General features: G+C 68.2%; 25 protein-coding genes. 3 read left to right on the top strand and 22 right to left on the bottom strand.

Annotation, left to right across the window (positions count from 1 at the left end; all coding sequences use genetic code 11):
* Positions 1-21 precede the first annotated feature (21 nt).
* The 11 genes from DA1_RS25645 to DA1_RS25590 all read right to left on the bottom strand — a co-directional run bounded on the left by DA1_RS25645 (position 22) and on the right by DA1_RS25590 (position 11,299).
* On the bottom strand, positions 22-1,089 hold the full coding sequence (locus DA1_RS25645) for a porin (protein ID WP_013804504.1): 1,068 nt from the start codon (positions 1,087-1,089) through the stop codon (positions 22-24).
* 81 nt (positions 1,090-1,170) lie between these two features.
* A complete protein-coding gene (locus DA1_RS25640) occupies positions 1,171-2,130 on the bottom strand; it encodes a PDR/VanB family oxidoreductase (protein ID WP_012202897.1) in 960 nt (319 codons plus the stop codon).
* Positions 2,127-3,152, bottom strand: a complete 1,026-nt coding sequence (locus DA1_RS25635; RefSeq protein ID WP_034389882.1) for a Rieske 2Fe-2S domain-containing protein — start codon at positions 3,150-3,152, stop codon at positions 2,127-2,129. Before DA1_RS25635 ends, DA1_RS25640 begins: the two co-directional genes overlap by 4 nt.
* A gap of 24 nt (positions 3,153-3,176) precedes the next feature.
* Entirely contained in the window at positions 3,177-3,398 is a 222-nt protein-coding gene (locus tag DA1_RS25630; protein ID WP_012202895.1) for a recombinase-like helix-turn-helix domain-containing protein, read from the bottom strand.
* 184 nt (positions 3,399-3,582) lie between these two features.
* A complete protein-coding gene (locus tag DA1_RS25620) occupies positions 3,583-4,560 on the bottom strand; it encodes a Bug family tripartite tricarboxylate transporter substrate binding protein (protein WP_034389881.1) in 978 nt (325 codons plus the stop codon).
* A 52-nt stretch (positions 4,561-4,612) separates the two neighbouring features.
* Positions 4,613-5,575, bottom strand: coding sequence for a VOC family protein (locus DA1_RS25615; RefSeq protein ID WP_013804506.1), 963 nt, complete (start codon positions 5,573-5,575; stop codon positions 4,613-4,615).
* Between the two features lie 11 nt (positions 5,576-5,586).
* Positions 5,587-7,062, bottom strand: a complete 1,476-nt coding sequence (locus DA1_RS25610; protein ID WP_034389880.1) for an aldehyde dehydrogenase — start codon at positions 7,060-7,062, stop codon at positions 5,587-5,589.
* A gap of 35 nt (positions 7,063-7,097) precedes the next feature.
* Positions 7,098-8,804, bottom strand: coding sequence for a thiamine pyrophosphate-binding protein (locus DA1_RS25605; RefSeq protein ID WP_034389878.1), 1,707 nt, complete (start codon positions 8,802-8,804; stop codon positions 7,098-7,100).
* A 34-nt stretch (positions 8,805-8,838) separates the two neighbouring features.
* Complete coding sequence (locus tag DA1_RS25600; RefSeq protein WP_034389877.1) at positions 8,839-9,636, bottom strand: SDR family oxidoreductase; 798 nt, start codon at positions 9,634-9,636, stop codon at positions 8,839-8,841.
* Positions 9,629-10,516 (bottom strand): IclR family transcriptional regulator, encoded by an 888-nt coding sequence (locus DA1_RS25595; RefSeq protein WP_034389876.1) that lies wholly within the window; start codon positions 10,514-10,516, stop codon positions 9,629-9,631. Before DA1_RS25595 ends, DA1_RS25600 begins: the two co-directional genes overlap by 8 nt.
* 12 nt (positions 10,517-10,528) lie before the next feature.
* Positions 10,529-11,299: an SDR family oxidoreductase gene (locus tag DA1_RS25590; RefSeq protein WP_012202888.1), complete on the bottom strand. Its 771-nt coding sequence runs from the start codon at positions 11,297-11,299 to the stop codon at positions 10,529-10,531.
* Positions 11,300-11,952: 653 nt separating this feature from the next.
* On the opposite strand from DA1_RS25590, the gene DA1_RS25585 reads away from it, so the two are divergent.
* Positions 11,953-12,201, top strand: coding sequence for a hypothetical protein (locus tag DA1_RS25585; RefSeq protein WP_034389875.1), 249 nt, complete (start codon positions 11,953-11,955; stop codon positions 12,199-12,201).
* Positions 12,202-12,593: 392 nt separating this feature from the next.
* Here DA1_RS25585 and DA1_RS25580 read toward each other — a convergent pair whose 3' ends face one another.
* The 9 genes from DA1_RS25580 to DA1_RS25540 all read right to left on the bottom strand — a co-directional run bounded on the left by DA1_RS25580 (position 12,594) and on the right by DA1_RS25540 (position 20,127).
* A complete protein-coding gene (locus DA1_RS25580; RefSeq protein WP_034389873.1) occupies positions 12,594-13,349 on the bottom strand; it encodes a 5'-methylthioadenosine/adenosylhomocysteine nucleosidase in 756 nt (251 codons plus the stop codon).
* Between the two features lie 111 nt (positions 13,350-13,460).
* Positions 13,461-14,258: an aspartate dehydrogenase gene (locus DA1_RS25575; protein WP_034389872.1), complete on the bottom strand. Its 798-nt coding sequence runs from the start codon at positions 14,256-14,258 to the stop codon at positions 13,461-13,463.
* A gap of 54 nt (positions 14,259-14,312) precedes the next feature.
* A complete protein-coding gene (locus DA1_RS25570) occupies positions 14,313-15,119 on the bottom strand; it encodes an IclR family transcriptional regulator (RefSeq protein ID WP_012202883.1) in 807 nt (268 codons plus the stop codon).
* Positions 15,120-15,141: 22 nt separating this feature from the next.
* Entirely contained in the window at positions 15,142-15,996 is an 855-nt protein-coding gene (locus tag DA1_RS25565) for an alpha/beta fold hydrolase (protein WP_034389871.1), read from the bottom strand.
* 14 nt (positions 15,997-16,010) lie between these two features.
* Positions 16,011-16,541 carry a cupin domain-containing protein gene (locus tag DA1_RS25560; RefSeq protein ID WP_012202881.1) on the bottom strand — a complete coding sequence of 177 codons (531 nt, stop codon included), beginning with the start codon at positions 16,539-16,541 and terminating at the stop codon, positions 16,011-16,013.
* Between the two features lie 182 nt (positions 16,542-16,723).
* A complete protein-coding gene (locus tag DA1_RS25555; protein WP_034398088.1) occupies positions 16,724-17,920 on the bottom strand; it encodes an MFS transporter in 1,197 nt (398 codons plus the stop codon).
* 22 nt (positions 17,921-17,942) lie between these two features.
* Positions 17,943-18,827 carry an NAD(P)-dependent oxidoreductase gene (locus DA1_RS25550; protein ID WP_016449823.1) on the bottom strand — a complete coding sequence of 295 codons (885 nt, stop codon included), beginning with the start codon at positions 18,825-18,827 and terminating at the stop codon, positions 17,943-17,945.
* Positions 18,828-18,963: 136 nt separating this feature from the next.
* Positions 18,964-19,554 (bottom strand): TetR/AcrR family transcriptional regulator, encoded by a 591-nt coding sequence (locus DA1_RS25545; RefSeq protein ID WP_013804518.1) that lies wholly within the window; start codon positions 19,552-19,554, stop codon positions 18,964-18,966.
* 81 nt (positions 19,555-19,635) lie between these two features.
* Positions 19,636-20,127 (bottom strand): Lrp/AsnC family transcriptional regulator, encoded by a 492-nt coding sequence (locus DA1_RS25540; RefSeq protein WP_016449824.1) that lies wholly within the window; start codon positions 20,125-20,127, stop codon positions 19,636-19,638.
* A 143-nt stretch (positions 20,128-20,270) separates the two neighbouring features.
* On the opposite strand from DA1_RS25540, the gene DA1_RS25535 reads away from it, so the two are divergent.
* Positions 20,271-21,716 carry a hypothetical protein gene (locus tag DA1_RS25535; RefSeq protein WP_034398085.1) on the top strand — a complete coding sequence of 482 codons (1,446 nt, stop codon included), beginning with the start codon at positions 20,271-20,273 and terminating at the stop codon, positions 21,714-21,716.
* A 68-nt stretch (positions 21,717-21,784) separates the two neighbouring features.
* Here the strand turns inward: DA1_RS25535 and DA1_RS25530 are convergent, their stop codons facing one another.
* Both DA1_RS25530 and dkgB read right to left on the bottom strand, forming a co-directional pair.
* Positions 21,785-23,464: a long-chain-fatty-acid--CoA ligase gene (locus DA1_RS25530; RefSeq protein ID WP_034389869.1), complete on the bottom strand. Its 1,680-nt coding sequence runs from the start codon at positions 23,462-23,464 to the stop codon at positions 21,785-21,787.
* Positions 23,465-23,623: 159 nt separating this feature from the next.
* Positions 23,624-24,445, bottom strand: coding sequence for a 2,5-didehydrogluconate reductase DkgB (gene dkgB, locus DA1_RS25525; protein WP_034389868.1), 822 nt, complete (start codon positions 24,443-24,445; stop codon positions 23,624-23,626).
* 141 nt (positions 24,446-24,586) lie between these two features.
* On the opposite strand from dkgB, the gene DA1_RS25520 reads away from it, so the two are divergent.
* A complete protein-coding gene (locus tag DA1_RS25520; RefSeq protein WP_034389866.1) occupies positions 24,587-25,480 on the top strand; it encodes a LysR family transcriptional regulator in 894 nt (297 codons plus the stop codon).
* Positions 25,481-25,695 lie beyond the last annotated feature (215 nt).

The following is a 25,695-nucleotide window of genomic DNA, read 5'->3' as shown; positions in this document are numbered from 1 at the left end:
TCTATCGCCCGATGGGCTGTATCAGAAGAAGTGGCGCACGCCCACCTCGAAGCCGGAGGAGCGGCCGCCCAGCGTGGTGCCCGGGGCCGACAGGCCCTGCACGCCGATGGACTTGGCCGCGCCGTCCTTGTTCTTGAGGAAGGCCACCGTGCCGTAGACCTGGGTGCGCTTGGACAGGTTGTGCCCGTAGCCCACGCTGATCTTGTTCCAGTCGGCATTGCTGCCGTCGGTGTTGTAGTGGCCGTAGGAGGCCTTGAACTCGCCCATGCCCACGGGCGCGGTCACGCCCAGCTGCAGGGCGGTGACCTTGAGGGCGCCACGCTTTTCGCTGGCCCACAGCAGCATGGGCTTGGCCACGCCGAAGTCCCAGCTCAGGCCCACGTTGCTGGCCGTGAGGTTGGTCGCATCGCTGTCGCCATAGAACTTGCCCGTGGCCAGTGCGCCGTTGAAGGGGCCCTGGCGGTAGCCGAAGCGCAGGCCGCGGTAGTCGCCCTGGTTCTTGTTGGGCGCGCTGCGCGCCTGCTCGCCCATGGCCACCTGCACCTGGCCGTAGAAGCCGCCCAGGTTCTGCGGCAGGAAGTAGCTGACCGCGTTGCTGATCTGGATGGGCGCGCCGCCCGTGGCCGTGCCCGTGCCGGGAATGCCCAGCATGGTGAAGCCCATGGTGCCGCCCACGCCGTTGGTGAGGAAGGGGTCGAAGATCAGCGTGCTCAGGAAGGTGGCCGAGTCATCGCGGCCCAGGCGCACTTCGCCGAAGTCGCCCGACAGGCTCACGGTGGAGCGGCGGTTGAAGCTCAGGCCGCCACCGCTGGCCTTGCCCGAGCCGCTGTCCACGTCCATGCCCGCCTCCAGCCAGAAGCCCGCGCGCAGGCCGCCGCCCAGCTCTTCCGTGCCGCGAAAGCCGAGGCGGCTGATGTTGGCGCCGCCCGTGGACAGGCCGGTCTTGGAGGGGCCGGAACCGTTCAGGTGCGTGACGCCGACATCGACGACGCCGAAGATCTCGACCTTGGACTGCGCCGAAGCGGCACCGGGCAAGGACGCCAGGCAGGCTAGCGCCACGCCCAGCATGGGCGTATGGATGGTTTTCATGGGGTTGTCTCCTCTGGGGGTGGTGGCTTGGGGGGTGGCTTGGGGGTGGTGGGTTGTTGCCTTGCAGGTCTGATTGCCTGCTCAGATATCCAGGACCAGTCGCTCGCTCTTGCAGCCGGAAACGCAGACCATCATCACTTTGTTGCTGGCCTTTTCCTTGGGGCTGAGCACCGAGTCGCGGTGGTCCGGAATGCCTTCGAGCACGCGCGTCTCGCAGGAGCCGCAGACGCCTTCGCAGCAGCTGTGGTCCATCTGGATGCCGGCATCCAGCAGGGTGTCGAGCAGCGACTTCTCGGGCGTGATCTCGATGAAGCGGCCGCTGCGCTTGAGCTCCACCGTGTAGTTGCTGCGCGCGTCGTCGGCGGCCTTGACCTCCACGGGCGTGAAGCGCTCGACGTGGGCGTTGGCGTGGCCCAGCTCGGCGCAGAACTTCTCGAAGGCGTCCAGCATGGGCGTGGGGCCGCAGGCGTAGTGGTGCGTGCCCGCATCGGGCTGCCGTTGGGCCAGCAGCGCGCGCAGGTCGGGCGGGCCACCGGCCTCGCTGTCGAAGTGCAGGTGCAGCGGCATGCCCAGCGCCTGCAGCTCTTCCAGGAAGGCCGCGCCCTTGCGCTCGCGGGCGAAGTACAGCATCTCGAACGAGCGGCCCTGGCCCTTGAGCCGGCGCGCCATGCACAGCAGCGGCGTGATGCCGATGCCGCCGGCCACCAGCACGGTGTGCGCGGCGCTTTCATCCAGCGCGAAATGGTTGCGCGGCTCGGAGATGGTGATGGGCATGCCCACGCGCAGCGACTCGTGCACGCAGCGCGAGCCGCCGCGGCTGGCGCGGTCGCGCAGCACGCCGACCACGTAGCGGTGGCGCTCTTCGCTGGGGTTGCTCAGCGAGTAGCTGCGCACCAGGCCGTTGGGCAGGTGCAGATCGATGTGCGAGCCCGGCGTGAAGGCGGGAAGCTCTCCGCCCGCCACGGGCCGCAGGTCCACGCTGATGGTGTCCTGGGCCTCGAAGCGCAGCGTGTGCACGAAGGCCTGGAGGTTGGTGCTCATGATGCGGCGCCTTCGTCGATCTGCTCCTGGGCCAGGCGGCGCAGGTGGCGGCGCAGGCGCACCAGGCCGATGTCGTGCTGGTAGAGGTTCTCGCGCTCGTTGGCGTCCAGCTCCATCTGCTCCATCATGATCCGGTCCTGCTCCAGCACGGCCCAGTGGCGCGCCTCCAGGCGGTTGCGGTACAGGAAGCGCCAGGTGTCGCGCATCCAGCCCTGCACCTTGCGGCAGCGCCAGAAGAACACGGAGCACAGGTCGGCGCTGATGGGCGTGACGCAGGCCACGATGGCGAAGTTGCCGCCGGGGCCGCCGGTCTTGGGGTACGGAATCTCCAGGCGCATCCAGTGCACGCCCGTGCTGCCCCACTCGGTCCAGTCGAAGTTCACGCCGCGCTGGCCCACCTTCTCGAAGACGAAGCCGTCATCGGTCTCGCGCACCTGGAACGTGGCCTTGCTGTCGCCCTCGGCCATGGAGTGCGACTGCTTGTGCAGGAAGGTGCCGTGCATGGGGTCCATGACGTTGTCCAGCGCATAGCGGTAGTCGCTGCGCCACTCGGCATAGCACAGGAAGTTGGAGTACTCGGGCGAGGTCAGCTCCTCGGGCAGCGTGAACTCGGGCGCCTCGTCAACGGCCTTGTCGCTGTTGTAGAGAAAGATGGCGCCATGGGCCTCGCGCGCATGGAAGGCCAGCGCCGCGCGCGAGCCTTCGAGCTTGCAGCCGGGGCTGCCGGGCACCTTGGTCACCGTGCCGTCGCCGCGCACTTCCACGCCGTGGTAGGGGCAAGCCAGGCGGTCGCCCAGGATCACGCCCTGCGACAGCGGCGCACCGCGGTGCGGGCAATGGTCTTCCAGCGCGTGGACTTGGCCGGCGGCATCGCGCCACAGCGCGATCTTGCGGCCGAAGCGGCGCACCGACACGGGCTGGGTCTTCACGAAGTCCGAGGGGCAGACCGCGTACCAGAGGTTCTTCAGGCCTTTGTTGAGCAGGCCGTCCACCGGATCGATGGTGATGGTTTGTACGTTCATGGGGCTCTCCAGTCCTGCTCGGTATCAATAGCCCAGCCGCGCCATCAGCGCCTGGAAGCTGTCTTCGGTCCAGGCCTGCCCGTTTTCGCCGGCGGGGCCGCTGCGGTTGAGATAGGCCACCAGTTCGGGCAGGGTCTGCACGCCTTCGCCGAAGGCGCGTTCGATGGAATCGCCCAGCAGGTCTTCCATCAGGGTGGGGGCACGTTCGCGCGCCTGGTGCGGCTCGAGATAGCGATCAGCGGCCATGGTTCTCTCCTTCGAAAACTGTCTTGAATCGTGGTTCGGCTTCATTGCCCGGAGCGTCGCCCGCCACCCGTATCGCGCGAAACCGGCGCAGCCCGACCTCAGGGACACCGAGGAAGGGCCGCCCCGCACCGAGGGTGTCGTCCCCCTTGGGGGAAGGCGCGAAGCGACTCAGGGGGTAGGTCATTTAGTCAGCGCGGATATCCAGGTCTTTGATGAGCTTGCCGAAGCGATTGAAATCGGCGGCATTCGTCTTTTCCAGGCGCGCGGGCTCGCCGCCTGCGGGCAGCGCGCCGAAGGTGGCCATCTTGGAGACCACGTCGGGCATCTTCAGGATCTCGTTGAGGTGCGTGTTCAGCAGCTTCACGGTCTCGGGCGACATGCCCTTGGGGCCGAACAGGCCCTGCCATGCGGACACTTCCACGTCCTTGACGCCCAGCTCGGCCAGGGTGGGCACATTGGGGGCCAGCGCGCTGCGCTGGCTGTCGGCCACGGCCAGGGCGGTGACCTTGCCGCCGACGTAGGGCGCGATCGGGCCCCAGGTCATGAAGGTCGTGGGCACATGGCCGCCGATCAGGTCGTTGACGGCGGGTGCCACGCCCTTGTAGGGGATGTGGGCGATGCGCGTGCCGGCGGCGCGGTTGAACATCTCACCCAGGATGTGCATGGGCGAGCCGCTGCCGGGGCTGGCGTAGGTCAGGCCGTCGCGCTTGCCCTGGGCGATCAGGGTCTTCATGTCCTTGATGCCCGAGGCCTGGTTGGTGGCCACGAACATGGGCTGCACGCTGGTCTGCACGATGGGCGTGAAGCCGTGCAGCACGTCGTAGCTGGAGCCCGAGGCCGTCTTGAGCACGAACTGCGCGATGGCGAAGGTATTGGGCGCCAGCAGCAGGGTGTAGCCGTCCGGCGCGGCCTTGGCCACATGCACGCTGCCGATGGTGCCGCTGGCGCCGGGGCGGTTGTCCACCAGCACGGGCTGGCCCAGGCGCGTGGACAGCTTCTCGGCATACAGGCGCGCCATGGCATCGGTGTCGCCACCGGCCGGATAGGCCACGATGATGGTGATGGGCTTGGCCGGATAGGCCTGGGCCATCGCGGTGCCGGACAGCGTGGCTGCAGCCAGGAATGCAGCGGCAAGAGAAACCTGGCGACGTGTCTTGTTCATGGTGGGGGCCGTGGGGTGGTTGGGTTGTGGGGGTAGGCCGTCAGGCGCGGTCTCAATGCCGCTTGTCGGTGATGAATTTCCCGTCGCTGGTACCCACGCCCTTTTGGCGCCGGGTGTTGCCGTCGATGCCGCCATCGATGGCCCATTCGGCAAACACCGTGGGGCCGGGCTCGAACTCGCGCGGCTGCCAGTCGGCGGTGAGCTGGTCCTCATCGGCGTAGTACTCGACCAGAGCGCCGGCCGGATTGCGGAAGTACCAGAAATAGGCCGAGGACACGGGATGGCGGCCCGGACCCAGCTGGGTATCCCAGCCGCAGCGCGAGATGTGCATGCCGCCGCCGAAGACCTCGTGGATGTCGCGCACCGTGAAGGCCACGTGGTTCAGGCCCGCGTCCTTGGCCGGGCGCTGCAGCAGGAAGATGTCGTGGTGGCCGCCGTCGGGTGCGCAGCGCAGGAAGGCGCCGCGCTCGGGGTAGCGGTCCGAGGCCGCGAAGCCGAAGTTGTCCACGTAGAAGCGCTCGCAGGCCTGCACGTCCTTGACGAAGAACACCACATGGCCGACCTCGATGGGCTGGGCGCGTTCGTAGGCGGGGCTGGCCTGGTTGACGCGGTCCTTGCGGTTCCAGGTGTTGTAGGCGGCGCCTTGCACATCCACATCACGCTTTTGCGTGACCTGCAGGCGCACGGACAGGCCGTTGGGGTCGGTGCAGCCTATGCGCCCCTGGCCCTGTGTGAAGCCCGGCAGCGCGGCGATGCGACCGGCGTACAGCGCAAGGTCCGCCTCGCTTTCCACACCCCAGACCACTTCGCGCAGCGTGGGGCCGGCCTCGATGGCGGGCGGCAGATCGGGATGGTCCACGGCGGCCACGATCACGCGGCAGCCGTTGAGGGTCTCGAACACCAGCCTGTCGTCCGCTTCCTGGACCAGCGCCAGGCCCCAGTCCAGGAAAAAGCGGCGGCAGGTGGCCAGGTCGTCCGCGCCGTAGGTGATTTCGTCTATGCCCAGTACGCTCATGTCGTGCTCCTTCAATTTGCCCAAGCGATGGGGCTCTCGTTCAAGCCCCAGTACATGCTCTTTTGCTCCATGTACTGCTGTATGCCCAGCCGTCCCTTCTCGCGGCCCAGGCCGCTGTCGCGCCAGCCGCCGAAGGGCGTGGAGATGGAGAACTGCTTGTAGGTGTTGATCCAGACCGTGCCGGCCTGCACGGCGCGGCCAATGCGCCAGGCGCTCTTGTAGTCGCGCGTCCAGATGCCGGCGGCCAGCGCGTAGACGCTGTCGTTGGCCTGGGCAAGCAGGTCGTCCTCGTTGTCGAAGGGCATGGCCACGAGCACGGGGCCGAAGATTTCCTGCTGGCAGATCTGCCAGTCGTTCTTCACGCCGTCGATGATGGTCGGGCGGTAGTAGTAGCCACGCTCGAACTGCGCGCCCTCGGGCCGCTGGCCGCCCGTGAGCAGCCGGCCGCCCTCGGACAGGCCCAGGGCCACATAGCTCTCTATGGATTCGCGGTGCTTGGCGGTGATCAGCGGCCCCATCTGCGTGCGCTCGTCGGCCGGGTCGCCCACCTGCAGCGCGGCGGCCTTGGCCGTGAGGCGCTGCATGAATTCGGCATGCAGGCTGCGCGCCACGAACAGGCGCGAGCCCGCGATGCACGACTCGCCCGAGGAGCTGAAGATGCCGTAGAGCACGCCGTTGACGGCATGGTCGATGTCGGCATCGGCCAGCACCATGGTGGCCGACTTGCCGCCCAGCTCCAGCGAGACCGGCATCATCTTGTCGGCCGCGATGTGGGCGATGTGCTTGCCCGTGGACGTGCCGCCCGTGAACGACACGCGCTTGACCAGCGGATGCTTGGTGATGGCATCGCCAATCACCGAGCCACGGCCCGGCAGCACGCTGACCAGGCCCTTGGGCACGCCGGCCTCTTCGCAGATCCTGGCCAGCTCCAGCGCCAGCAGCGGCGTGGCCTCGGCGGGCTTGACGACCACGGCGTTGCCGGCGGCCAGCGCCGGAGCGAGCTTTTGCGCCTCGCTGGCGATCGGCGAGTTCCACGGCGTGATGGCCGCCACCACGCCCATGGGCTCGTACACGCTCATGGTCATGAAGTCGCCGCGCGAGGGCGTGATGGTTTCCTCCATGGTCTCGCAGGCCGCTGCAAAGAACTGGAAGGTGGCGGCGGCGCTGGCCACCAGCATGCGTGTTTCCTTGATGGGCTTGCCGTTGTCCAGGCGCTGCAGCTGGGCCAGGGGCTCGGCGCGCTCGCGGATCAGCTGGGCCACGCGGTGCAGCACGGCCGCGCGCTCATGGGGCTTTTTCTGGGCCCAGCCGCTGGTGCGGAAGGCGTGGTCGGCCTTCTGGATGGCCTCCTCCACATCCTCCAGGCTGGGCGCGCGCAGGCGGCCCACCACTTCGCCGGTGGCGGGATAGAGCGTGGTGGATTCGCCACCGCCGCCCAGGCGCCATTCGCCGGCGATATTGATGGGGAGCAGTTCCAGGTTCGACATGGTGAGCCTCTCTCGTTCGTTCGAATCCAGCCGCCTCAGGCGGCCTTGGTGGCCGTGGTGGTGGCCGGAATCTGGTCCAGCTTGTTCACGGGCGGGCCCGAGAACGTGGCCTTGAAATTGCCGATGGCGCGCATGTCGATCTCCAGCAGGAAGGGGCCCTTCTTCGTCCAGGCCGACTGCAGCACCGCCGGCAGCTCCTTGAGGTCTTGCACGCGGGCATGGGGCAGCTGGATGGAGGCGCACAGCTGCGCGTAGTCGGGCGTGTGCAGCTCCACATAGCAGCGGCGGCCGCCGTAGGAGGCGTCCTGGATGTTCTGGATCACGCCATAGCGCTGGTCGTTCATCAGCACGATCAGGGTGTCGCACTCTTCCTGCACCAGCGTGGCCAGCTCGCCCAGGTTCAGGATGAAGCCGCCATCGCCCGCCAGGCCCAGCGTCTTGCGGCCCGAGCCGCTGACCGCCGCGCCCACGGCCGCGCCGATGGCCATGGGCATGCCCATGCCGATGCCGCCGCCCGTGGCGTGCACGCCCGCGTTGGGCTCGAAAAAGCGCAGCTCGCGGTTGCCCCAGGTGCTGTTGGAGACGGTCACGTCACGCACCCAGTTGAAGTTGCGGCCCACGGCCTTTTGCAGCTCCTGCACCAGCACGCTGTACGGGCCCAGGCCGTCGCGCATGGTGGCCACGGCCTCGTCGTGCACCTGGCGCAGGTCGGCCAGCAGCTCGGGGTCGGCCTTGTAGCCGCGCGCCTCCAGCCGGTCGGCCAGGCCTGTCAGCGCCAAGGCCGAGTCGCCGCAGACAAAGCCGTCATCGGCGTAGCAGCGGCCCTGCTGGGCGGCGTCCACATCGATGCGCAGCAGCGGGCGCGGCAGCTTCAGTTCGTACTTCAGCGTCTCATTGCTGCGCAGGCGCGTGCCCACGGCCAGCATGGCGTCGCAGCGCTGGTAGAAGGCCTCCACGGGCTTTTGGATGTTGTAGGCGCCCAGCGAGGCCGGATCGTCCTCGGCCACGATGCCGCGGCCCTGGCCCGTGCTGACGATGCCGAAGCCCAGCGCCTTCAGGCGCTGCACGGCAGCGACTGCGTGGCGTGCGCCGCCACCCAGCCACAGCAGCGGGCGGCGTGCCTTGGCCAGCGTGTCGGCCAGCGCATCCAGCGATGCCTCGCTGGGGGCCAGCACGGCCACCGGCAGCGGCGACAGGTCGGCCGGCATGTCGATCACGGTCTGCTGGATGTCGATGGGAATCTCCACGCTCACCGGCCCCGTGGGCGCGGTCATGGCGGTCTGCACGGCAGCCTTCAGGGTGGACAGGCAGGTCTCGGCGCTGCGCACGCGGAACGCCGCCTTGGACACGGCGCCCAGCATGGTCAGCTGGTCAGGCGCCTCGTGGATGTACGACAGCTTCTGGTCCAGGTACTGCGTCTCGATCTGGCCCGTGATGTGCAGCAGCGGCGTGCCGGCCGTATAGGCCTCCACCAGGCTGCCGGCGATGTTGCCGGCGGCCGGGCCGGTGCTGGTGATGCACACGCCCAGGCTGGAGGTGGAACGCGCGCAGGCATCGGCCATATTGCCGGCCCCGGCCTCGCCGCGCGCCATCACGAAGCGGACATGGCCGCGCGCATTCATCGCGTCCAGGATGGGCATGTTGTGGATGGAGATCACCCCGAACGCGGCCTGCACGCCGCAGTGTTCGAGGAACTGGGCCACAACGGCGCCGACGGTGATTTTGGATGCGGAAGAAGTCATGTTCTGCTTTGAATCGGGTGAAGGGGCTGGAGCACTACGCTTGCCGTGCAAGGCCACCGGAGACGTCGATGTGGCTGCCGGTCGTGTAGGAGGACAGGGGCGTGGCGAGATAGAAGATGGCGCGTGCGGCCTCGTCGGGCGAGCCCAGGCGGCCCAGCGGAATGGACTTCTTGCGGGCGAGGTCGGCGCTCCAGGCGTTCCAGTCCTGGCTGCGGTCCTCGCGCGCCTCGAAGCGGCGGCGCCACTGGCCGGACTCGATCAGGCCGACCAGGATGCCGTTGACGCGCACGCCCTTGGGCGCGAACTCGGTGGCCATGGAGCGCACCAGGTTCTTGAGGCCGGCGCGCGCGGCCGAGGTGGCCACCATGTGCGGCTCGGGCTGCGAGGCCAGCAGCGAATTGACGCAGACGATGGCCGGCTCAGCCATGCGCTCGAGCTGCGGCAAAAAGGCGCGCGTGGGATGCAGCACCGAGAAGAACTTCAGGTGCAGCTCCTCGGTCCAGGCCGCATCGTCGGTGCTGGCAAACGTCGAGACCCGGCCCTGGCCCGCGTTGTTCACGAGGATGGAGGCCGGACCCAGCGCAGCCTCGCTGTCGCGCGCGAATTGCTGCACCTGGGCGGCGTCGAGCACGTCGCAGGCCTGGGCGAACAGGCGGGCCTCGGGATGGCGTCCGCGCAGTTGCTGCACGGCCTGCTCCAGGCGTTCGGCGCTGCGCCCGCACAGGGCGACACGCGCGCCCTGCGACAGCAGCAGATCGACCGTGGCCAGGCCAATGCCCGAAGAGCCGCCGGTGACGACGGCCGTGGTGTCCTTGAGTTGGGAATCAAACATGGCCGCCTCCTGCGCGCCGGGAATTGAGGGAAAGCAGCTGTGCCGTCTGCGTCTGCGTTTGCGGGCGGTAGTTCAGCAGCTCGGACAGCTCGGCCGCCGCGTCGCAGACGCCGGCGATCAGGGTCTCGGCACGGCCCTCCTCCACATGGGGCGCGGGGACCGTCGTGCCCAGCGCCGCCACCACGCGGCCGCTGTGGTCGCGCACGGGGGCGGCGATGGTGCAGATGGAGCTTTCGTAGAAGCCCTCGCTGAACACATGGCCGCGCTCGCGGTCGGCCTCGACCAGGTTGAACAGGTCCAGCACCGTGCGCGGCGTCTTGGGCGTGTGCGCTTCCAGGTGGTCTTCGGGATAGAGCGCGCGCAGCTCGGGCAGGGACAGGTCGGCCAACAGCACGCGGCCCAGGGCCGTGGCATGGGCGGGCAGGCGCGTGCCCACACGCACCGAACTGGTCAGCGGCGTGGGCGGCGTGACCTTGGCCACGTAGACGATGGAACGGCCATCGCGCACCACGATGTTGCAGGGATAGCGGATCTCGCCGCACAGCCGCGCGATCACGGGCTGGCCCAGCTCGGTCAGGTCCATGGACGACAGGAACTCGAAGCCCAGGCGCAGCACGGACAGGCCCAGCCGGTAGTCATTGCTGCCCTCGGCACGCTGCAGAAAGCCCATGGCCTCCAGCGTGTTGAGCATGCGGAAAATCGTGGCGCGCGGCAGCTGCAGGCGGCGGGCCAGCTCGGGCGCGCCCAGCGTGGCATTGCCGCGCCCGAACTCCTGCAGCAGGCGCAGGCCGCGCTCCAGCGCGGGCACCATGTACTTGTCGGCGCCGTTGTCCGCGCTCTCGGCGCTCTCGGCATTCCCGGAAGGGGTGGTGTCGGTCATGGCGAAACCCCTTCAATTCATGACGAAGCCGCCGTTGACGGGCAGCACCTGCCCCGTCACGAAGCGCGCGCCATCGGACAGCGCATAGGCCACGGCGCCCGACACATCCTCGGGCCGCTGCTCGCGCTGCAGCGCACGCTGGTCGATGTACAGGCGGTGGCGGTGCTCGGGCACGTACTCCGTGGCCTCCACCAGCACCAGGCCCGGCGCCACGGCGTTGATGGTGATGCCGTCGGCGCCCAGCTCGCGCGCCATGGAACGCGTCATGGCCATCACCGCGCCCTTGCTGGCCACATAGGCCATCAGGTTGGGGGCGCCCCACATCGCGGTGTCGGACGCCAGGTTGACGATGGCGCCCCGGCCGCTGTCGCGCAGCGCGGCGCGGCAGGCCCGCGTCATCAGCCAAACGCCGCGCACGTTCACGTTCATCACCTGGTCCCACTTGTCCAGATCGATGTCGTCCATGCCCTTGCCGCCCGAATCGGTCACGGCCGCGTTGTTCACCAGGCCGTCCAGCCCGCCCAGCGCCTGCACGGCCTGCTGCGCGCAGCGCTCTATCGACTCCGGATTGCCGGCATCCAGCCCGAAGCCATGGGCCTCGAAGCCCTGCGCACGCAGCCGGGCCACGGACTCGGCCAGCAGCTCCTCGCGCAGATCGGCCATGGCGACACGCGCGCCCTGCTCGCAAAAGGCCTTGGCGAACGCAAAGCCCAGGCCGCGCGCCGAGCCTGTGACGAGGATGCGGCGGCCGGCAAGCTGGCCTGTGGAGGGCGTGGTGTTCATGGCGTACCTCAATCGAAGGGGGTTTGTGTCTGTTTCAAATTTGAAATGACACTTTTTTCTTGAAACAAGCGTGAGTTTAGGACTGATGGGGCGGGGGGGGATTGGGGAAAACACGGAGGGGTGTGGGAAATGGATGACAGAGGTGTGTCTGGGTGTGTTTTGGATGGGGCTTTTTATGGCTTGTGAGGACATGCCCGCCCTGTGGGCGGGGGCCGGGTTTCGGCCCGGCGGCCGACCGCAGCGAGCCAGATGACGAAGCAGTCCTGTCCTTCGGCAGGACTGCAACCCCGCAACCACCACGCCGCAGGCGCGTTCATACGGGGAGTGGGTGCGGGCGGTCGCTTCGCTCGGCCTGGGGTTTGAGGCGGGGTTGTGGAATGCCTCTATGATTTCGGTGGCCCCCTGTTCCGGGGCTGGTGCTTGAAAACACCATCAACACACAGCGGCAGAGCCTCCCCGAAAGAGAGGCCTCGTCACGTCTGAACACTTGGACAGTGGGCATCGCACCCGCACGTCCACACGGTTTTGGATGGGATGGGGCTACCCGCAAGGCTGCCCGCACGTCTGTGTGCGTGTTTTCAACATCCCATCCACCCTTTCTGCGCTTGAAAACGCAGGTCGGGTGTTTCCGTCTCGCACAGGAGTACGAAAACATGAACGATCAGCGCACCGCTCTTCCCACGCGCGCCAGCTTCGAGCAACTGGCTCGCACCATCACCGACACCAATGGATGGGTACAGGAAGGCTGCAACGAAATATGGGCCCTGGCCCAACTTGCATTGGCCAGCCTCAATGCACCAGAAGACTTGCGACGTCCGCAAGCCATGGCTCACGCACTGCGCGCCATCCGCGACGGCGCTGAGTCACTGGCCGACTATGTGCAAGGCGAAGCCAGAGCGTAGGTTGCGACCACACTCAAAGCCCATAGCCACGAGTGCGGCCACATCCGGCCGAGCGCAGCGAAGGCCCGAGCAAACTCCCCGTATGTCAGCGCCTGCGTCGGGCCGCCTGCGGGGTTGCAAGCCTGCCGAAGGACAGGCTTGCTTCGTCATCTGACTCGCCGTGATTGTCTGAACGTAGCGCGCAGCGCGAAGTGAGTTTCACGGCGAACCCCGCAGGTGGCCCGACGCAGGTTGCCCCGTAGCGCAGCGAAGGGGTCGCGGACATTCGGGGTGCTTTTCTTTGCCTACTTTCTTGTAGCAAGACAAGAAAGTAGGTCGGCCGCCGGGCCGAAACCCGGCCTCGAAAAACACCCCCCGGCAGGGTCAAAAAACGCCCCCACCAGCGTCAAAAATCAAACAGCAAGCCGCCGCAAAAACCCATCAACAACCCGCAACGCATACCGACTCGCCACCACCCTCACAAACTCTGCAAAGTCCACATGCGCACTGTCATCCGCCCGATCAGAAACCGTCCGCATGGCCGCAAACGGCACGCCATAGTCCAGGCAAGCCTGCGCCACCGCAGCCCCTTCCATCTCCACCGCCAGCACCTCATGCCCTGCAGCACGCAGGCCGTGCGCCAGCGCGGAAGAAGCGCCCGCCGTGCCCACGAACTGGTCACCGCTGGCAATCAGCCCCTGGTGCGCGCGCGGCGCCGTGGTGGCGTGGGCGGCGCGCAGGTCTTCGCCCGCCTCGGCCACGCAGGCCTGGGCAGCGGCCAGCAGCGCGGCCGTCATTTCGGGGTCGCAGGGCAGGCGCGTGCGGCCGTAGCCGGGCATTTCCCAGCGCGGGAAGATGGGCGAGGCGTCCAGGTCGTGCTGCAGGTATTCGTCGGCCACGACGACATCGCCCACGCGCACGCCTTCGCCCAGGCCACCGGCGACGCCGGTGAAGGCGATGCGGCGTACGCCGAAGCGCTCGATCAGCGCCGTGGCCGTGGTGGCCGCTGCCACCTTGCCTATGCCCGACAGCGCGCAGACCACGTCGTGCCCATGCAGGCGCCCGCGCCAGAACATGCGGCCGGCGTGGGCCGTGCCCTGGGCGTCGGACAGGGCATGGACCAGGCCTTCCTGTTCCTGCGGCAGGGCACTGAGGATGGCGATGGTCATGGTGGCTTCTCTTTCAACGTTTCAACGGCACAGGCAAAAAGCAAAGGCGGCCCGGGGGCCGCCTGCGGGGCGAAAGTGCCCATTGTGCCGCGAGCCTGTGCCCGGTGCGGCTCAGATGGCGATGGCCGTGGCCTGGTTGAGCACGGCGCGCACCACGCTGTAGACGGTGAGGGCCGAGGTCTTGGGGTTGGCCTCCAGCGGCTTGCCGCGCATGGTCAATTCCATGGAACCGAAGGCGCCGCGCGCGGCCACATGGTGCACGTTCTCGTCCACGGCCGGGTCGGCGTACAGGCGCACCGTGGTGCGGTCCAGGCCCATGCCGGCCAGCGACAGGGTGGCGGCCACGTTGGCGTTCTTGGGGTAGAGCTGGGCGGCCTCGCGTGCGCTGCCTTCGAAGATGCAGAAGGCTTCCTTGAGGCTGGCGAGGTCGCAGCGCTGTTCTGCGGGCGTGCCGGTCCAGGCCAGGGGCGGCTTGCGGCCGGTGTAGACCACTTCGTCCAGGCCGCCGATGCGGGCTGCGGCCAGCGCATCCACGCCGCCGATGGCGCCCGACAGCAATTGCACCTGGGTGCCTCCGGCCTCGGCCGCGGCCTGCACGGCCTCGGCCATGCCGGGGGCGCTGAGTGCGCCGATGGAGGCCACGACGGCAGGAATGCCGCGCTGCAGGGCGGGCAGCACATGCTCTTCGATGGCGGTATGGCCTGCGCATTCGACGATGAGGTCTGGCCGGTCTTCGGCCGCCAGCGCAGGCAGCGCGTGGGCCTGGGGCGCATGCCGGGCCAGGGTGGCGCGCACGGCGTCCGTCACTTCGGGCACAAGCACCCAGCCCACCTGCACCGCGGCATGGCCCTTGAGCAGTTCGAGCACGCTGGCGCCAATCGCACCGCAGCCAATCACAGCAATATTCATCGTCATTTCTTTCTGAGCAAGAACGCGCTGAAGGCCGGTGGGGGCACCGTCTCCTCAGCGCAGAAAACCAGGATGCTGGGTGCGCAGGTGGCCCGTCAGTTCGACGGCGGCCTCGCGCACCTGTTCCACCCAGTGCGCCATACGCCCGGGTGCGATTTCGGTAAAGGCCACGGCCATGCCCAGGCCCGCGATGATGCGGCCCTGCGCATCGCGCACGGGTGCGGCAATGCTGGAGACGCCGGGCTCGTAGAAGCCCTCGCCCATGGCGTAGCCGCGCTCGCGGTCCTGCAGCAGCAGCTGCTGCAGTTGCTGCACGTCACGCGGCGTGCTTTCCGAGAATTGCGGCAGTTCGCTGCCGCCGAAGAGTTCGCGCAGTTGGTCTGCGTCCATGTCCTGCAGCAGGGCGCGGCCCAGCACGGTGGCATGGGCCGGCAGGCGCGAGCCCACGCGCACGGCGCCCTGGAAGGCGCCGGCCGGCGCAATGCGCGCCACGTAGACCACGGAGGTGCCGTCCAGCAGCGCCAGGTTGGTGGTGAAGCCCAGGCGCTCGCACAGCGCCTGCAGCACGGGCTCGGCCAGCTGAGCCAGCGGCTGGGTGGACAGGTAGTCGTAGCCCAGGCGCAGCACGGACAGGCCCAGCCGGTACTCGGTGCCCGAGCGTTGCAGATACCCCATGTTCTCCAGCGTCGTCAGCATCCGGAACACCGTGGAACGCGGCAGCGCCAGGGTGCGCGCCAGGTCGGGCGCGCTCCACACGGGCTGCGAAGGCGTGAAGCAGGCCAGCAGGCGCAGGCCGCGCTCCAGCGCGGGGACGGTGTAGCGGTCGTTGTCGTTCGAGAGGGTTTCGGAGGTGTCGCTCATCGCAATTCGGGCCGGTAGGCCATCAGGTCAGCAGGGGGGCCAGCCTCTGTGCGACATCCGCAGGTTGTTCGACGACAGAGGCATGGCCGGCTGCCGCAAGCGTAACGTACCGCGCGCCCAGCCTTGCGGCCCAGGCCGCGCAGGCGGCGGGCGGCGTGACCACGTCGTGCTCGCCCACCCAGACCTCGACCGGCATGGCCAGTTGCCCCGCCGCCTGCCCCAGGTCGCTGCCGCACAGCAGCTCCACGGCCTGGGCGTAGCCGGCAGCATGCAGGCGCGCCGTGTTCCAGCGCACCCATTGGCGCACGGGCTCGGGCGCGGCGGGCGAGACCAGGCGCTGGTCGATGGCGGCGGCCAGGCCTTCGATGCCTTTTTCCTGCAGGGCCGCAAGACGGCCCTGGCGTACCTTGGCCTGCTGCTCGCCCATGCCGGGTGCGCCATAGCCGCCAGCGGGGCTGATCAGCACCAGTTGCCGCACGCGCCCGGCACCAGCCTGCACCGCCCAGGGCGTGCCCATGAGCGCACCCAGCGAGTGACCCACCAGCAGGCAGCGGCGTACGCCCAGCGCCTGCAGCGACTGCTCCAGCACGCGGGCGTAGTCGGCGCCCGTGGGCGCGTCGGGTGCCAGCGGCGTGGAGCGGCCATAGCCGGGCGCGTCCCAGGCCAGCACGCGCGTGCGCGGTGCCAGCGCCAGGGCCACGTCCATCCAGGACGCGGCGCCCGAGCTGATGCCGTGCAGCATCACCACGGCAAAGTCCGAGGCCGTGTCGCCGGCCTCGCGCCAGGCGACCTGAGCGCCACCGGGCAGGGCGATGAGGTGTTCGGGGAACTGCGCCTGAAGGCGCTGTTCCATGCGCTGCAGCGTCTGCGCGGTCATGGCAGGCCCGCTACTCAACGTTTGATTTTTGCCAGAGGGTGCTCGGGCGGGTATGTGGGCGTGATGGGCTTCTTGGCGCCCAGCATCACGCACATCAGCGCGTCTTCGTCGCCGATGTTGATTTCCTCGCGGTACACGCCGGGCGGCACGGAGACCACGTCGCGGTCGGTGAGGATGGTCTCGAAGCGCTGGCCGTCCTTCTCCAGCACGAGCTTGAGCTTGCCGCGGATCAGGAAGAAGACTTCCTCCACATCGGTGTGCAGGTGCGAGGGGCCTTCATTGCCGGCCGGGATGACCATGGTGGAGAAGGTGAAGTTCTCGGACGGGATGGTGTTGCTGTCCGCAGCCACGCCCGTGCCGCCCGTGCCGATGTAGCGCATCTGGCCACGGCGGTACTTGGGGTCGAAGTCGGCCTGGAACTTCAGCGCGTCGAAGTCGTACTTGCGCGTGGAAAACCGCGCCACGCGCGACTCCATCCATTGTTCGAAGCTGGAGCCTTCGGGCTGATCCCAGGTGCGGGGCGTGTTCTGAGCGGATTCGGACATGTGTCTCTCCATCAACGTCGGTGGATCATGGCGGGGAAGGCGCCATTTGTTTTATCCATGAATCACAGTTCATGGGGTAAAACAATTATAGGAAGATTGATCGCACGCAACAAGGGCCACATGCGCAGCGGCATGTGGCCCCTTTGCGGCCCGTCTGTTGAGGGAACAGTGATGGCAGTGCCTCAGGCAGCCATGCTGCGCCGCCCAGGCCGAAAGCCCGCATGGCTGGCCGGCCAGACCACGGACAGGCAGGCCAGTGCCAACACCGCCAGCGCCCAGGGCAAGGCGGAGGCACCCCGCCAGCCCAGCAGCAGTCCGCCGGCCACGCCGCCGCTCGCCACGGCCATGTTGAAGACCGTCACCAGCATGGACTGGGCCACGTCGGCGCCCTCGCCTGCCGCGTCGGCCAGCGCGGTCTGCAGCAGCGTGGGTGCGCCGCCAAAGCTCAGCCCCCAGGCCGCAACCCCGATCAGAACGGCCACGGCCGACTGCCCGGCCAGCCCCAGCACCAGCGCAGACACGGCAAACAAGGCCAGGCTCAGCACGGTGAGTGCGCGCAACCAGCGGTCCACCAGCAGGCCCGTGAGCCAGATGCCGGCAATGGCCGCAAGGCCGAACAGCAGCAGCACCCCATCCACCCTTTGCCCCAGACCCGCCGAAGCCAGGAACGGCGCGATGAAGGTGTAGAGCATGTTGTGGGCCAGCATCCAGCCGAACAGCGCCAGCAGCACGGGACGCACGCCGGGCACGAGCAGGATGCGCGCCACGGGCTGACGTTGGTGCGCCGTCTGCCCGGCGTAATCCGGCACACCCAGCCGCACCCAGGCCAGCAGCAGCAGGCAAAGCGCGGACAGCGCCCAGAACACGCCGCGCCAATCGAACAGGCTGCCCAGCCAGGCGCCCAGCGGCACGCCGGCCGCCAGGGCCAACGGCTGGCCCACACCCGCCACGGCCAGTGCACGCCCCTGCAGATGCGGCGGCACCATGCGCCGCGCATAGCCGGCCACCAGCCCCCAGATCACGCCGGCAGCCATGCCTGCGGCAAAGCGGGCGACCAGAGTCAGGCCGTAGTGGTCGGACAGCGCAGTGAGGCTGTTGAACAGCAGCAGCCCGCCCACCGCCGCCATGAACAGCGGCCGGCGCCTGAGGCTGCGCGTGGCGACCACGACGGGAATGGCGGCCAGTACCGAACCCAGCGCGTACAGCGTGACCATCTGGCCGGCCATGGCTTCGGACACTGCCAGTCCCGTGCCGATCTGCGGCAGCAGGCCGGCCGGCAGGGTCTCGGTCATGATGGCCAGAAAGCCTGCCATCGCCAGGGCCAGCAGCCTGCCCAGCGGCAGGCCTGTGTCGCCAGAGGTGTCCATGGGCTGGTTCATTGCCTTTTCCTCGCTGCGCATCTCAGGCATGGGAAGCTGGATGGGATGCCAGGTGGGATGCCGCCATGTCCTTGTCGCCATGCCCGGCGGCCAGCGCGCGCTCGAAGCGGCGCAGCCCGGCCTGGGCACCATCCAGCAGCAGGCCTGCGCCGGCGGCGGCATCGGCCACCAGTTGAGCGTCCTTGACGGCATTGGCCACGGTGAAGCTGGCGTCGTAGCGGCCTGACAGCATGGCAGCGGCCTTGGCCTGGAAGAAGCCGCTGTCCATGGGCCCGCCCGTGACGGCATCGACCACCAGGGCCGGCTCTATGTCCAGCCCCTTGGCCAGCGCCAGGCTTTCGGCCAGGCCATGCGTGAGTGCGAAGGCCCAGTGGTTGAGCGCCAGCTTGAGCCGGCTGGCGGCGCCTGCCTGCTGCGCAATCCACAGGCTGCGTTTGCCAATGGCATCGAACACCGGCTGCACCTGGCCGCGCTGCGCCAGCGGGCCTGCGGCCAGGATGACCAGCTGGCCCTGCTCGGCCGGCTGGCGCGTGCCCTGAACGGGGCAGTCGTAGAACACCAGGCCATGCCGATCGGCGAACTGCGCCAGCGGCGCGATGGCGTCCACACCCACCGTGCTCAATTGCAGCCACAGTGTGCCCGGCTGCAATGCTGGCGCTGCAGCCTGCATGGCCTGCAGCACGGCCGGCCCGTCCTTGAGCACAGTGACGACGATGCGGGCGCCACGCACGGCGTCGGCCGCATCGCCACAGGCCTGAACGCCGTCGGCCGCAAGGGCCTGGGCCTTGGCGGCCGTCCGGTTCCAGGCGCGGACGGTGAAGCCCTTGCGTTGCAGGTTGCGCGCGACGGGCGCACCGATCAGGCCCGTGCCGAGCACGGCAATGGTGGTTTGAAGGTTTGAATGCATGAGAACTCCAGGGTGATGAGAGAGTGAAACAGACACGGAAAACTGAAATCCGGATTACTGGAACGATCATTCCAATTCAAGGAAAATAAAAACCCGCAACGGCACGACATGCGGGCGGCGGGTGGCGGGTGGCCGGCTATTGCGCCTGCAGCGCCATGTCGACCACGTCGACCACATCCATCAGGCACTGGCGGCGCTGCGGCGCGCTGCTGCCCTTGCCCAGCACGCGCAGTCCCTGCACGGTGTTCAGGACGAAGCGCGCCAGGGCGCGCGGCTTTTTGCTGTCGGTGATATCGCCTTCCTGCTGGCCGCGCAGGATGAGCTTTTCCAGCGCCTTTTGCAGGCGCTGGAAGTTGCCGGCCACCCTCTCGGCCACGGCCTCGTCATGGCCGGCCAGCTCCAGCGCGGCATTGGCGACCAGGCAGCCACGGCGCCCGGCATCGCTCAATTCGTCCTGCACGATGCGCAGCAGCAGCTGCCGCACCAAGTCCCGGGCGCGTCCCGGTCCGGACAGCAGTTCCACGTTGGAGGTGGTCACGGCCTCATAGCGGCGCAGCGCATGCTGGAACAGCCCCTGCTTGTTCTCGAAGGTGCCGTACAGGCTGCTGCGCGACAGGCCCGTGCCGTCCACCAGGTCCTGCACCGAGGTGGCCGCGTAACCGCGCTGCCAGAACACCTGCATGGCGGCGTCTGCGATGTCATCGGGGTCGAAGTCCTTGGTGCGCATGGTGGCTCATTGAATTGGAACGATCATTCCATTCAATGTAGGCGGCCGTTTCGCGGCTGTCAAGATTGCGCCAAAGGGCCTTCACTCGCAGGGAATTTCCAGCCCGACCTTCACGCGGTCCAGCGCCACGATGGTCTTGAACCATTTGACGTTGGGGTTCTCGGCAAACAGGCGCCGCGCCAGGGCCTCGTACTCCTGCATGGTGGCCACGGTGAGGACGAGCACGAAGTCCACCTCGCCCGTGACGTAGTAGCACTGCTGGACCTCGGGCACGGCGAAGTGCGACTTCATGGCGTTGAGCGCGTCGATGCTGGTGCGCTCGGTCATGACCTCCACGATGATGGTGATGGGCCGGCCCACGCGCGTGGGGTCCACGGTGGCGGCCTGGCCGGTGATCACGCCTTCGGCCTGCATGCGCTTGAGGCGGCGCTGCACGGCGGCCGTGGACAGGTTGACCTGCTCGGCCAGCAGGCGCAGCGGCACAGTGCTGTCGCGCTGGACGATGGCCAGGATGGCGCGGTCGAAGCCGTCCAGGTCGGCCAGGTGAGCAGGGTGGGCGGTGTGCTTGGTCATGGGAAGCGAGGACTTTTGGAGGGTGAGAAATTTTCTCGCAAACACCCCCAATTCAGAGACCAAAAAACAGGTGCCGCGAAATAGTATTTCGTCGTTTTCCGCATCCTTTGCATGCGGACCTGCCTGCCGAGAAAGCCCATCCCATGGCCACCCTGCTCCACCTGTCTCCCGTGTTTCTTGTGATGTCCATGCTCATGCTGCTGCGCCGCCCGCCCGTGCAGGCGGCCCTGGCCGGGGCCGCGCTGGTCGCCCTGCTGTGGCTGGCCGAGACCGGCTTGGCCGCCAGTGCCGCGCCTGCGGGGGCGGCGCTGGCCGCTGCGCGCGACACGGCCGTGCTGTTCCTGAGCACAGCCTTCGTGATCGTGCCGGGCCTGGGTTTCGTGATCCTCATCGAACGCATGGGTGTCAACCAGGCGCTGAGCCAGTGGGTGCGCTCGCTGGGCCTGGGGCCGGCCGATCAGGTGGTGTTCATCGTGCTGGGCCTGGCGCCACTGCTGGAGGCAATGACGGGCTTTGGCGTGTCGCTGATCGCCACCGTGCCGCTGCTGCTGAGCCTGTTCGAGCGGCGCGCCGCGCTGCGCATGGCGCTGGCGGGCATGGCCATCATGCCCTGGGGCACGCTGGGCCTGGCCACGGTGATCGGTGCCTCGCTGGCCCATGTGGACGCGGTCGCGCTGGCCGCTGTGTCCTCGCTGACCAGCGCGCCGGTGTTCCTGGTGCTGGGCGCCCTGTCCCTGCAGCTGGCCGGCGAGCGCGGTGCGCGGGCCTGGCTGCTGCTGGGCGGCTTCGGCCTGCTGTTCGTGGGCGTGCTGCATGGCATCAGCCGCTGGCTGGGCCCCGAGGTGGCGGGCGTGGGCGCGGGCTTTGCCGTGGCGCTGGGCATGCTGGTGCGCGCGCTGCTGCTGCGCGGCACGGCCCAGGCGGCACCCGGCTGGCCGCGACAGGCCTGGCCGTATCTGGCGCTCGCCCTTGCCATCGTGCTGCTCAAGCTGCTGGCCCTGGCCACGCAGTGGGACCAGCGCTGGATCGTGCAGGGCGCCCAGGTGGCCTGGAAGCCTCTGGCCTCCCCGGGCGTGGCGCTGACCCTGGTGCTGGCACTGCTGCTGGCGCGCGGGGCCGGCCGTGGCGTTGCCCTGGCTGGTGCTCTGGCCGCCCGCGCCAAGCGCCCGCTGCTGACCATCTTCTTCTTCCTGGCCATGTCCCAGATGATGGTCAAGGCCGGTTTCCTGTCCGGCCTGGTGCAGCTGCTGGCCGAGCTGGCGCCTGCGGCCCTGGCGCCCATCGTGGCGGCCTTCGGTGCGCTGGCCGGCTACATGACGGGCTCCAATGTGGGCGGCAACGCGATCTTCATGCCCGCCATCGCCCTGCTGCCCGAGTCCTCGCGCCTGCTGCTGGCCGCCGTGCACAACAGCGCCGCCGGGCATGCGGCGCTGGGCTCCCTGTCCGTCGTGATGCTGGTGCTGGGCCTGGCACGGACCACCGCGCAGGAAGAGGGCGAGCTGGTGCGCTTCGGCTTTGCGCTGGCCTGCCTCAATGCGGCGGCCGTGGCGCTGGCGGCGCTGGTCCTGGCGGGTCTGGGCGTGTTCTGAAGACGTGTTCCCTCCCAATGAAAAGAGGCGCCGCAGCGCCTCTTTGCAAACACGGCAAGCCGCCTGCGTTACTTGCTGTCGCGCAGCTCCCGGCGCAGGATCTTGCCGACCGGGGTCTTGGGCAGTTCGGTGCGGAATTCGATCACGCGGGGCCGCTTGTAGCCCGTGAGGTTGTCGTGGCAGAAATCGCGCACGGCCTGCTCGGTAAGGCTGTCGTCCCTGCGCACGATGACCAGCTTGACGGCCTCGCCGGTCTTCTCGTCGGGCACGCCGACCACAGCGCATTCGAGCACGCCGGGGCAGTTGGAGACCACGTCCTCCACTTCGTTGGGATAGACGTTGAAGCCGCTGACCAGGACCATGTCCTTCTTGCGGTCCACGATCTTGAAGTAGCCGCGCTCGTCCATGGTGCCGATGTCGCCGGTGCGAAAGTAGCCGTCGGCGGTGAAGACCTTGGCGGTTTCGTCGGGGCGCTGCCAGTAGGCGGCCATGACCTGCGGGCCCTTGATGGCGACCTCGCCGCGCTCGCCGATGGTGGTCACGTCGTTTCCTTCGTCATCGACGAGCTTCATCCAGGTGCTGGGCAGGGGCACGCCGATGGTGCCCGAGAACTCGGTGGAGTTGACGGGGTTGCAGCTGACCGAGGGACTGGTCTCCGACAGGCCGTAGCCCTCGCAGATGGGGCAGCCGGTCTTTTGCAGCCACAGCTGGGCCACGGCGCTTTGCACCGCCATGCCGCCGCCGACCGAGACCTTCAGGTGCGACCAGTCCACGGTATTGAAGTCCGGGTGGTTGGCCAGGCCGTTGAACAGCGTGCTCACGGCCGGGAAGCTGTGAAAGCGCTGCGTGGACAGTTCCTTGAGCGTGGCCTTGAGGTCGCGCGGATTGGGAATCAGGATGGTTTTGCCGCCCGTGCGCATGGACAGCATCATGTTCACCGTGAAGGCGAAGATGTGGTACAGCGGCAGCGCGCAGATGCTGGTGGGCTGCTCGCCGGCCGGCACCTTGCCCATGGCGGGCTGGTTCCAGGCCTCGGACTGCAGCACGTTGGCGATGATGTTGCTGTGCAGCAGCACCGCGCCCTTGCTGACGCCCGTGGTGCCGCCCGTGTACTGCAGCAGGGCCATGTCGGAGGCCTGCAACTGCGGCGCCTGGAAGGGCGAGCGCATGCCCTTGGCCAGCGCGTCGTTGAAGCGCACTGCCCCAGGCAGCGAAAACGGCGGCACCAGCTTCTTGACCTTGCGCACCACGTAATTGACGATGGCGCCCTTGAGCATGCCCAGCTGGTCGCCCATGGTGCACAACACCATGTGCTGCACCGGAGTGGCAGCCTTGCAGGCCTGCAGCGTATGGGCGAAGTTCTCGATGATGACGATGGCCTTGGCGCCCGAGTCCTTGAGCTGGTGCTCCAGCTCGCGCGCCGTGTACAGCGGGTTGACGTTGACCACCACGAAACCGGCGCGCAGCACGGCGGCCACGGCCACGGGGTACTGGGGCACGTTGGGCATCATCAGCGCCACGCGGTCGCCGCGCGCCAGGCCCAGGCTTTGCAGATAGGCAGCGAAGGCGCGGCTTTGCGCATCGACCTGCGAGTAGGTCAGCTCCTTGCCCATGAAGGAATAGGCCACACGGTCCGCGTAGCGGCTGAAGGCCTCCTCCATCAGGGCCACCAGCGAGGGGTATTGGGAGGGATCGATGTCGGCGGGCACACCTGCCGGATAGGCACCCAGCCATGGGCGGTCACTCATGCTGCTTGTCTCCTGGTTGTCTCGACTAATCGTGCATTCTCATAAAAAGCACGGTCGTTCGATACTGTGATAACCCTAGTACTACCCCTAGGGTCACCATTGCGTTGCTCCAGGTCAAAGCTCGCCGGGCCGCGCAGGCCCCCGATCACAGCACCCCGTTCAATCCCAGGCGGGAGCCAGGCCGTCTGGGCTGACCTGGCGGTCGCCGCGTTCCAGCGCGGCGATGCGCTGCATTTCTTCAGCGCCCAGCACCAGCTGGCAGCTGTCCAGGTTGGCCTGCAGGTGGGCGCGCTGGGTGGACGAGGGAATGACGGCATAGCCCATGGCCATGGCCCAGGCCAGCGCCACCTGGGCGGGCGTGGCGCCGTGGGCGGCGGCAATGTCGGCCAGCACGGGATCGGCCAGCAGCTTGCCGTAGCCCAGCGTCATGTACGAGGTGGTGTGAATGCCCTGCTGGCGTGCGAAGTCGGTGACGGCGCGGTTTTGCAGATAGGGGCTCAGTTCGATCTGGTTGGTGGCGATGTTCGCGGCGCCCACGGCGGCGATGGATTGCTGCAGCAGCGCGATGTTGAAGTTGGACACGCCGATGTGGCGCGTCAGCCCCTGCTCCCTGGCGCGCATGAGCGCGCCCAGGCTGTCCTCCAGCGGCACGCTGCGCGAGGGCCAGTGGATCAGCGTCAGCTCCACATGGTCGGTGCGCAGGGCTTCAAGGCTGCGCTCCAGGCTGGGGATCAGCGCGTCGGCGGACAGGTTCTCGGTCCAGATCTTGGTGGTGAGGAATAGCTGATCGCGCGACACGGCGCTGGCGGCGATGGCGGCACCCACATCGGCCTCATTGCCGTAGATCTGGGCGGTGTCGATGGCGCGGTAGCCCACCTCCAGGGCCTGGCCCACGGAGTGGCGCACCACCTCATCCTTGAGGCGGAAGGTGCCCAGGCCGAACGCGGGCACCACGGAAGCGAGAGAGGCAGTCGATGTCATGCAGGTCTTTCAAAAAAGCAAACAAGGCGCGGAACCACGCCCCGAAGACTGCAGTCTGGCGGGTTAACGCTTGCAGATAAAGCCTGGTATCTGCAGAAAATATTTGACGCTGCAGCAACAATTGCGCCAAGCTGGCGCCCCATGAAAACCACCCTGGACGAGTTGCAGGCCTTTCGCGCCGTGATCGACTGCGGCAGCATCACGGCGGCGGCCGAGCAGTTGGGACAGACCACCTCGGGCATCAGCCGCAGCCTGTCCCGCCTGGAGAAAAAACTGGCCACCACCCTGGTGCGGCGCACCACACGCAGCCTGGAACTGACCGAGGAAGGCGAGCGCTTCCTGGCCCGCGCGCGCGAGGTGCTGCAGGCTCTGGACGCGGCCGAGGAGGAGCTGGCCGCGCGGCGCCAGGCGCCGGCCGGGCTGCTGCGCGTCAACGCGGCCTCGCCCTTCATGCTGCATGCCATCGTGCCGCTGGTCGGCGAGTTCCGCGCGCTCTATCCGCTGATCACGCTGGAGCTGAACACCGATGACCTGCACATCGACCTGCTGGCCCAGCGCACCGACATCGCCATCCGCATCGGCGAGCTGCGCGATTCCACGCTGCATGCGCGGCTGCTGTGCCACAGCGTGCTGCGCGTGCTGGCCAGCCCCGCCTACCTGCAGGCCCATGGTCCCGTGGCGAGCGTGGCCGCGCTGGCGCGCCACCAGCGCATTGGCAACAGCCAGGTGCCCGGCCTGAACCACTGGCCGCTGCGCACGCCCGAGGGCGGCGACCGCTGGGATGCCGCGCCCCAGCTCACGGCCTCCAGCGGCGAGACCATGCGCCAGCTGGCCCTGGCCGGCCAGGGCGTGGTCTGCCTGGCCGACTTCATGACCGTGCGCGATCGCGCCCAGGGCGAGCTGGTGCAGGTGCTGGCGCGCGAGACCGTGCAGCAGCGCCAGCCCATCCACGCCGTCTACTACCGCAACACGGCGCTGGCCGCGCGCATCACGGCCTTCCTGGACTTTCTCGCGCAGCGCATGGCGCAGTCCTGAGGGCCCTGTGACGTCCGCCTGAACGCCTGAACGGCTTGATCGGCCCGTTCGGCTTGTGCATGCAGGGCGCTTGCATATGCGTTTTGCTTCGTTGCCGCAGGGCTGGCGGCTTTACAGAATCCGGGATTCGCCGCAGCAGGCATGGGCCGGCTGCGGCCGGAGACCGTCTTGCCCCACCTGATCGAAAGCTTTGCCGACATGGCGCCCTTCGTGGC

Origin of the sequence: Delftia acidovorans NBRC 14950 (genome assembly GCF_001598795.1) — a bacterium.
Lineage (GTDB): Bacteria > Pseudomonadota > Gammaproteobacteria > Burkholderiales > Burkholderiaceae_C > Comamonas > Comamonas acidovorans.
The sequence above is the reverse complement of the archived record's forward strand: the minus strand, read 5'-3'. Positions and strand labels throughout refer to the sequence as shown.

Excerpts from the sequence above, each read along its gene's own strand:
- DA1_RS25630 (WP_012202895.1), bottom strand. The coding sequence starts at position 3,398 with ATGGCCGCTGATCGCTATCTCGAGCCGCACCAGGCGCGCGAACGTGCC.
- DA1_RS25520 (WP_034389866.1), top strand. The coding sequence starts at position 24,587 with ATGAAAACCACCCTGGACGAGTTGCAGGCCTTTCGCGCCGTGATCGAC.
- DA1_RS25565 (WP_034389871.1), bottom strand. The coding sequence starts at position 15,996 with ATGACCGCGCAGACGCTGCAGCGCATGGAACAGCGCCTTCAGGCGCAG.
- DA1_RS25550 (WP_016449823.1), bottom strand. The coding sequence starts at position 18,827 with ATGCATTCAAACCTTCAAACCACCATTGCCGTGCTCGGCACGGGCCTG.
- DA1_RS25540 (WP_016449824.1), bottom strand. The coding sequence starts at position 20,127 with ATGACCAAGCACACCGCCCACCCTGCTCACCTGGCCGACCTGGACGGC.
- DA1_RS25590 (WP_012202888.1), bottom strand. The coding sequence starts at position 11,299 with ATGAACACCACGCCCTCCACAGGCCAGCTTGCCGGCCGCCGCATCCTC.
- DA1_RS25620 (WP_034389881.1), bottom strand. The coding sequence starts at position 4,560 with ATGAACAAGACACGTCGCCAGGTTTCTCTTGCCGCTGCATTCCTGGCT.
- DA1_RS25530 (WP_034389869.1), bottom strand. The coding sequence starts at position 23,464 with ATGAGTGACCGCCCATGGCTGGGTGCCTATCCGGCAGGTGTGCCCGCC.
- DA1_RS25605 (WP_034389878.1), bottom strand. The coding sequence starts at position 8,804 with ATGACTTCTTCCGCATCCAAAATCACCGTCGGCGCCGTTGTGGCCCAG.
- DA1_RS25635 (WP_034389882.1), bottom strand. The coding sequence starts at position 3,152 with ATGAACGTACAAACCATCACCATCGATCCGGTGGACGGCCTGCTCAAC.
- DA1_RS25640 (WP_012202897.1), bottom strand. The coding sequence starts at position 2,130 with ATGAGCACCAACCTCCAGGCCTTCGTGCACACGCTGCGCTTCGAGGCC.
- DA1_RS25595 (WP_034389876.1), bottom strand. The coding sequence starts at position 10,516 with ATGACCGACACCACCCCTTCCGGGAATGCCGAGAGCGCCGAGAGCGCG.
- DA1_RS25575 (WP_034389872.1), bottom strand. The coding sequence starts at position 14,258 with ATGAATATTGCTGTGATTGGCTGCGGTGCGATTGGCGCCAGCGTGCTC.
- dkgB (WP_034389868.1), bottom strand. The coding sequence starts at position 24,445 with ATGACATCGACTGCCTCTCTCGCTTCCGTGGTGCCCGCGTTCGGCCTG.
- DA1_RS25610 (WP_034389880.1), bottom strand. The coding sequence starts at position 7,062 with ATGTCGAACCTGGAACTGCTCCCCATCAATATCGCCGGCGAATGGCGC.
- DA1_RS25615 (WP_013804506.1), bottom strand. The coding sequence starts at position 5,575 with ATGAGCGTACTGGGCATAGACGAAATCACCTACGGCGCGGACGACCTG.
- DA1_RS25600 (WP_034389877.1), bottom strand. The coding sequence starts at position 9,636 with ATGTTTGATTCCCAACTCAAGGACACCACGGCCGTCGTCACCGGCGGC.
- DA1_RS25570 (WP_012202883.1), bottom strand. The coding sequence starts at position 15,119 with ATGAGCGACACCTCCGAAACCCTCTCGAACGACAACGACCGCTACACC.
- DA1_RS25560 (WP_012202881.1), bottom strand. The coding sequence starts at position 16,541 with ATGTCCGAATCCGCTCAGAACACGCCCCGCACCTGGGATCAGCCCGAA.
- DA1_RS25555 (WP_034398088.1), bottom strand. The coding sequence starts at position 17,920 with ATGAACCAGCCCATGGACACCTCTGGCGACACAGGCCTGCCGCTGGGC.
- DA1_RS25535 (WP_034398085.1), top strand. The coding sequence starts at position 20,271 with ATGGCCACCCTGCTCCACCTGTCTCCCGTGTTTCTTGTGATGTCCATG.
- DA1_RS25580 (WP_034389873.1), bottom strand. The coding sequence starts at position 13,349 with ATGACCATCGCCATCCTCAGTGCCCTGCCGCAGGAACAGGAAGGCCTG.
- DA1_RS25585 (WP_034389875.1), top strand. The coding sequence starts at position 11,953 with ATGAACGATCAGCGCACCGCTCTTCCCACGCGCGCCAGCTTCGAGCAA.
- DA1_RS25545 (WP_013804518.1), bottom strand. The coding sequence starts at position 19,554 with ATGCGCACCAAGGACTTCGACCCCGATGACATCGCAGACGCCGCCATG.
- DA1_RS25645 (WP_013804504.1), bottom strand. The coding sequence starts at position 1,089 with ATGAAAACCATCCATACGCCCATGCTGGGCGTGGCGCTAGCCTGCCTG.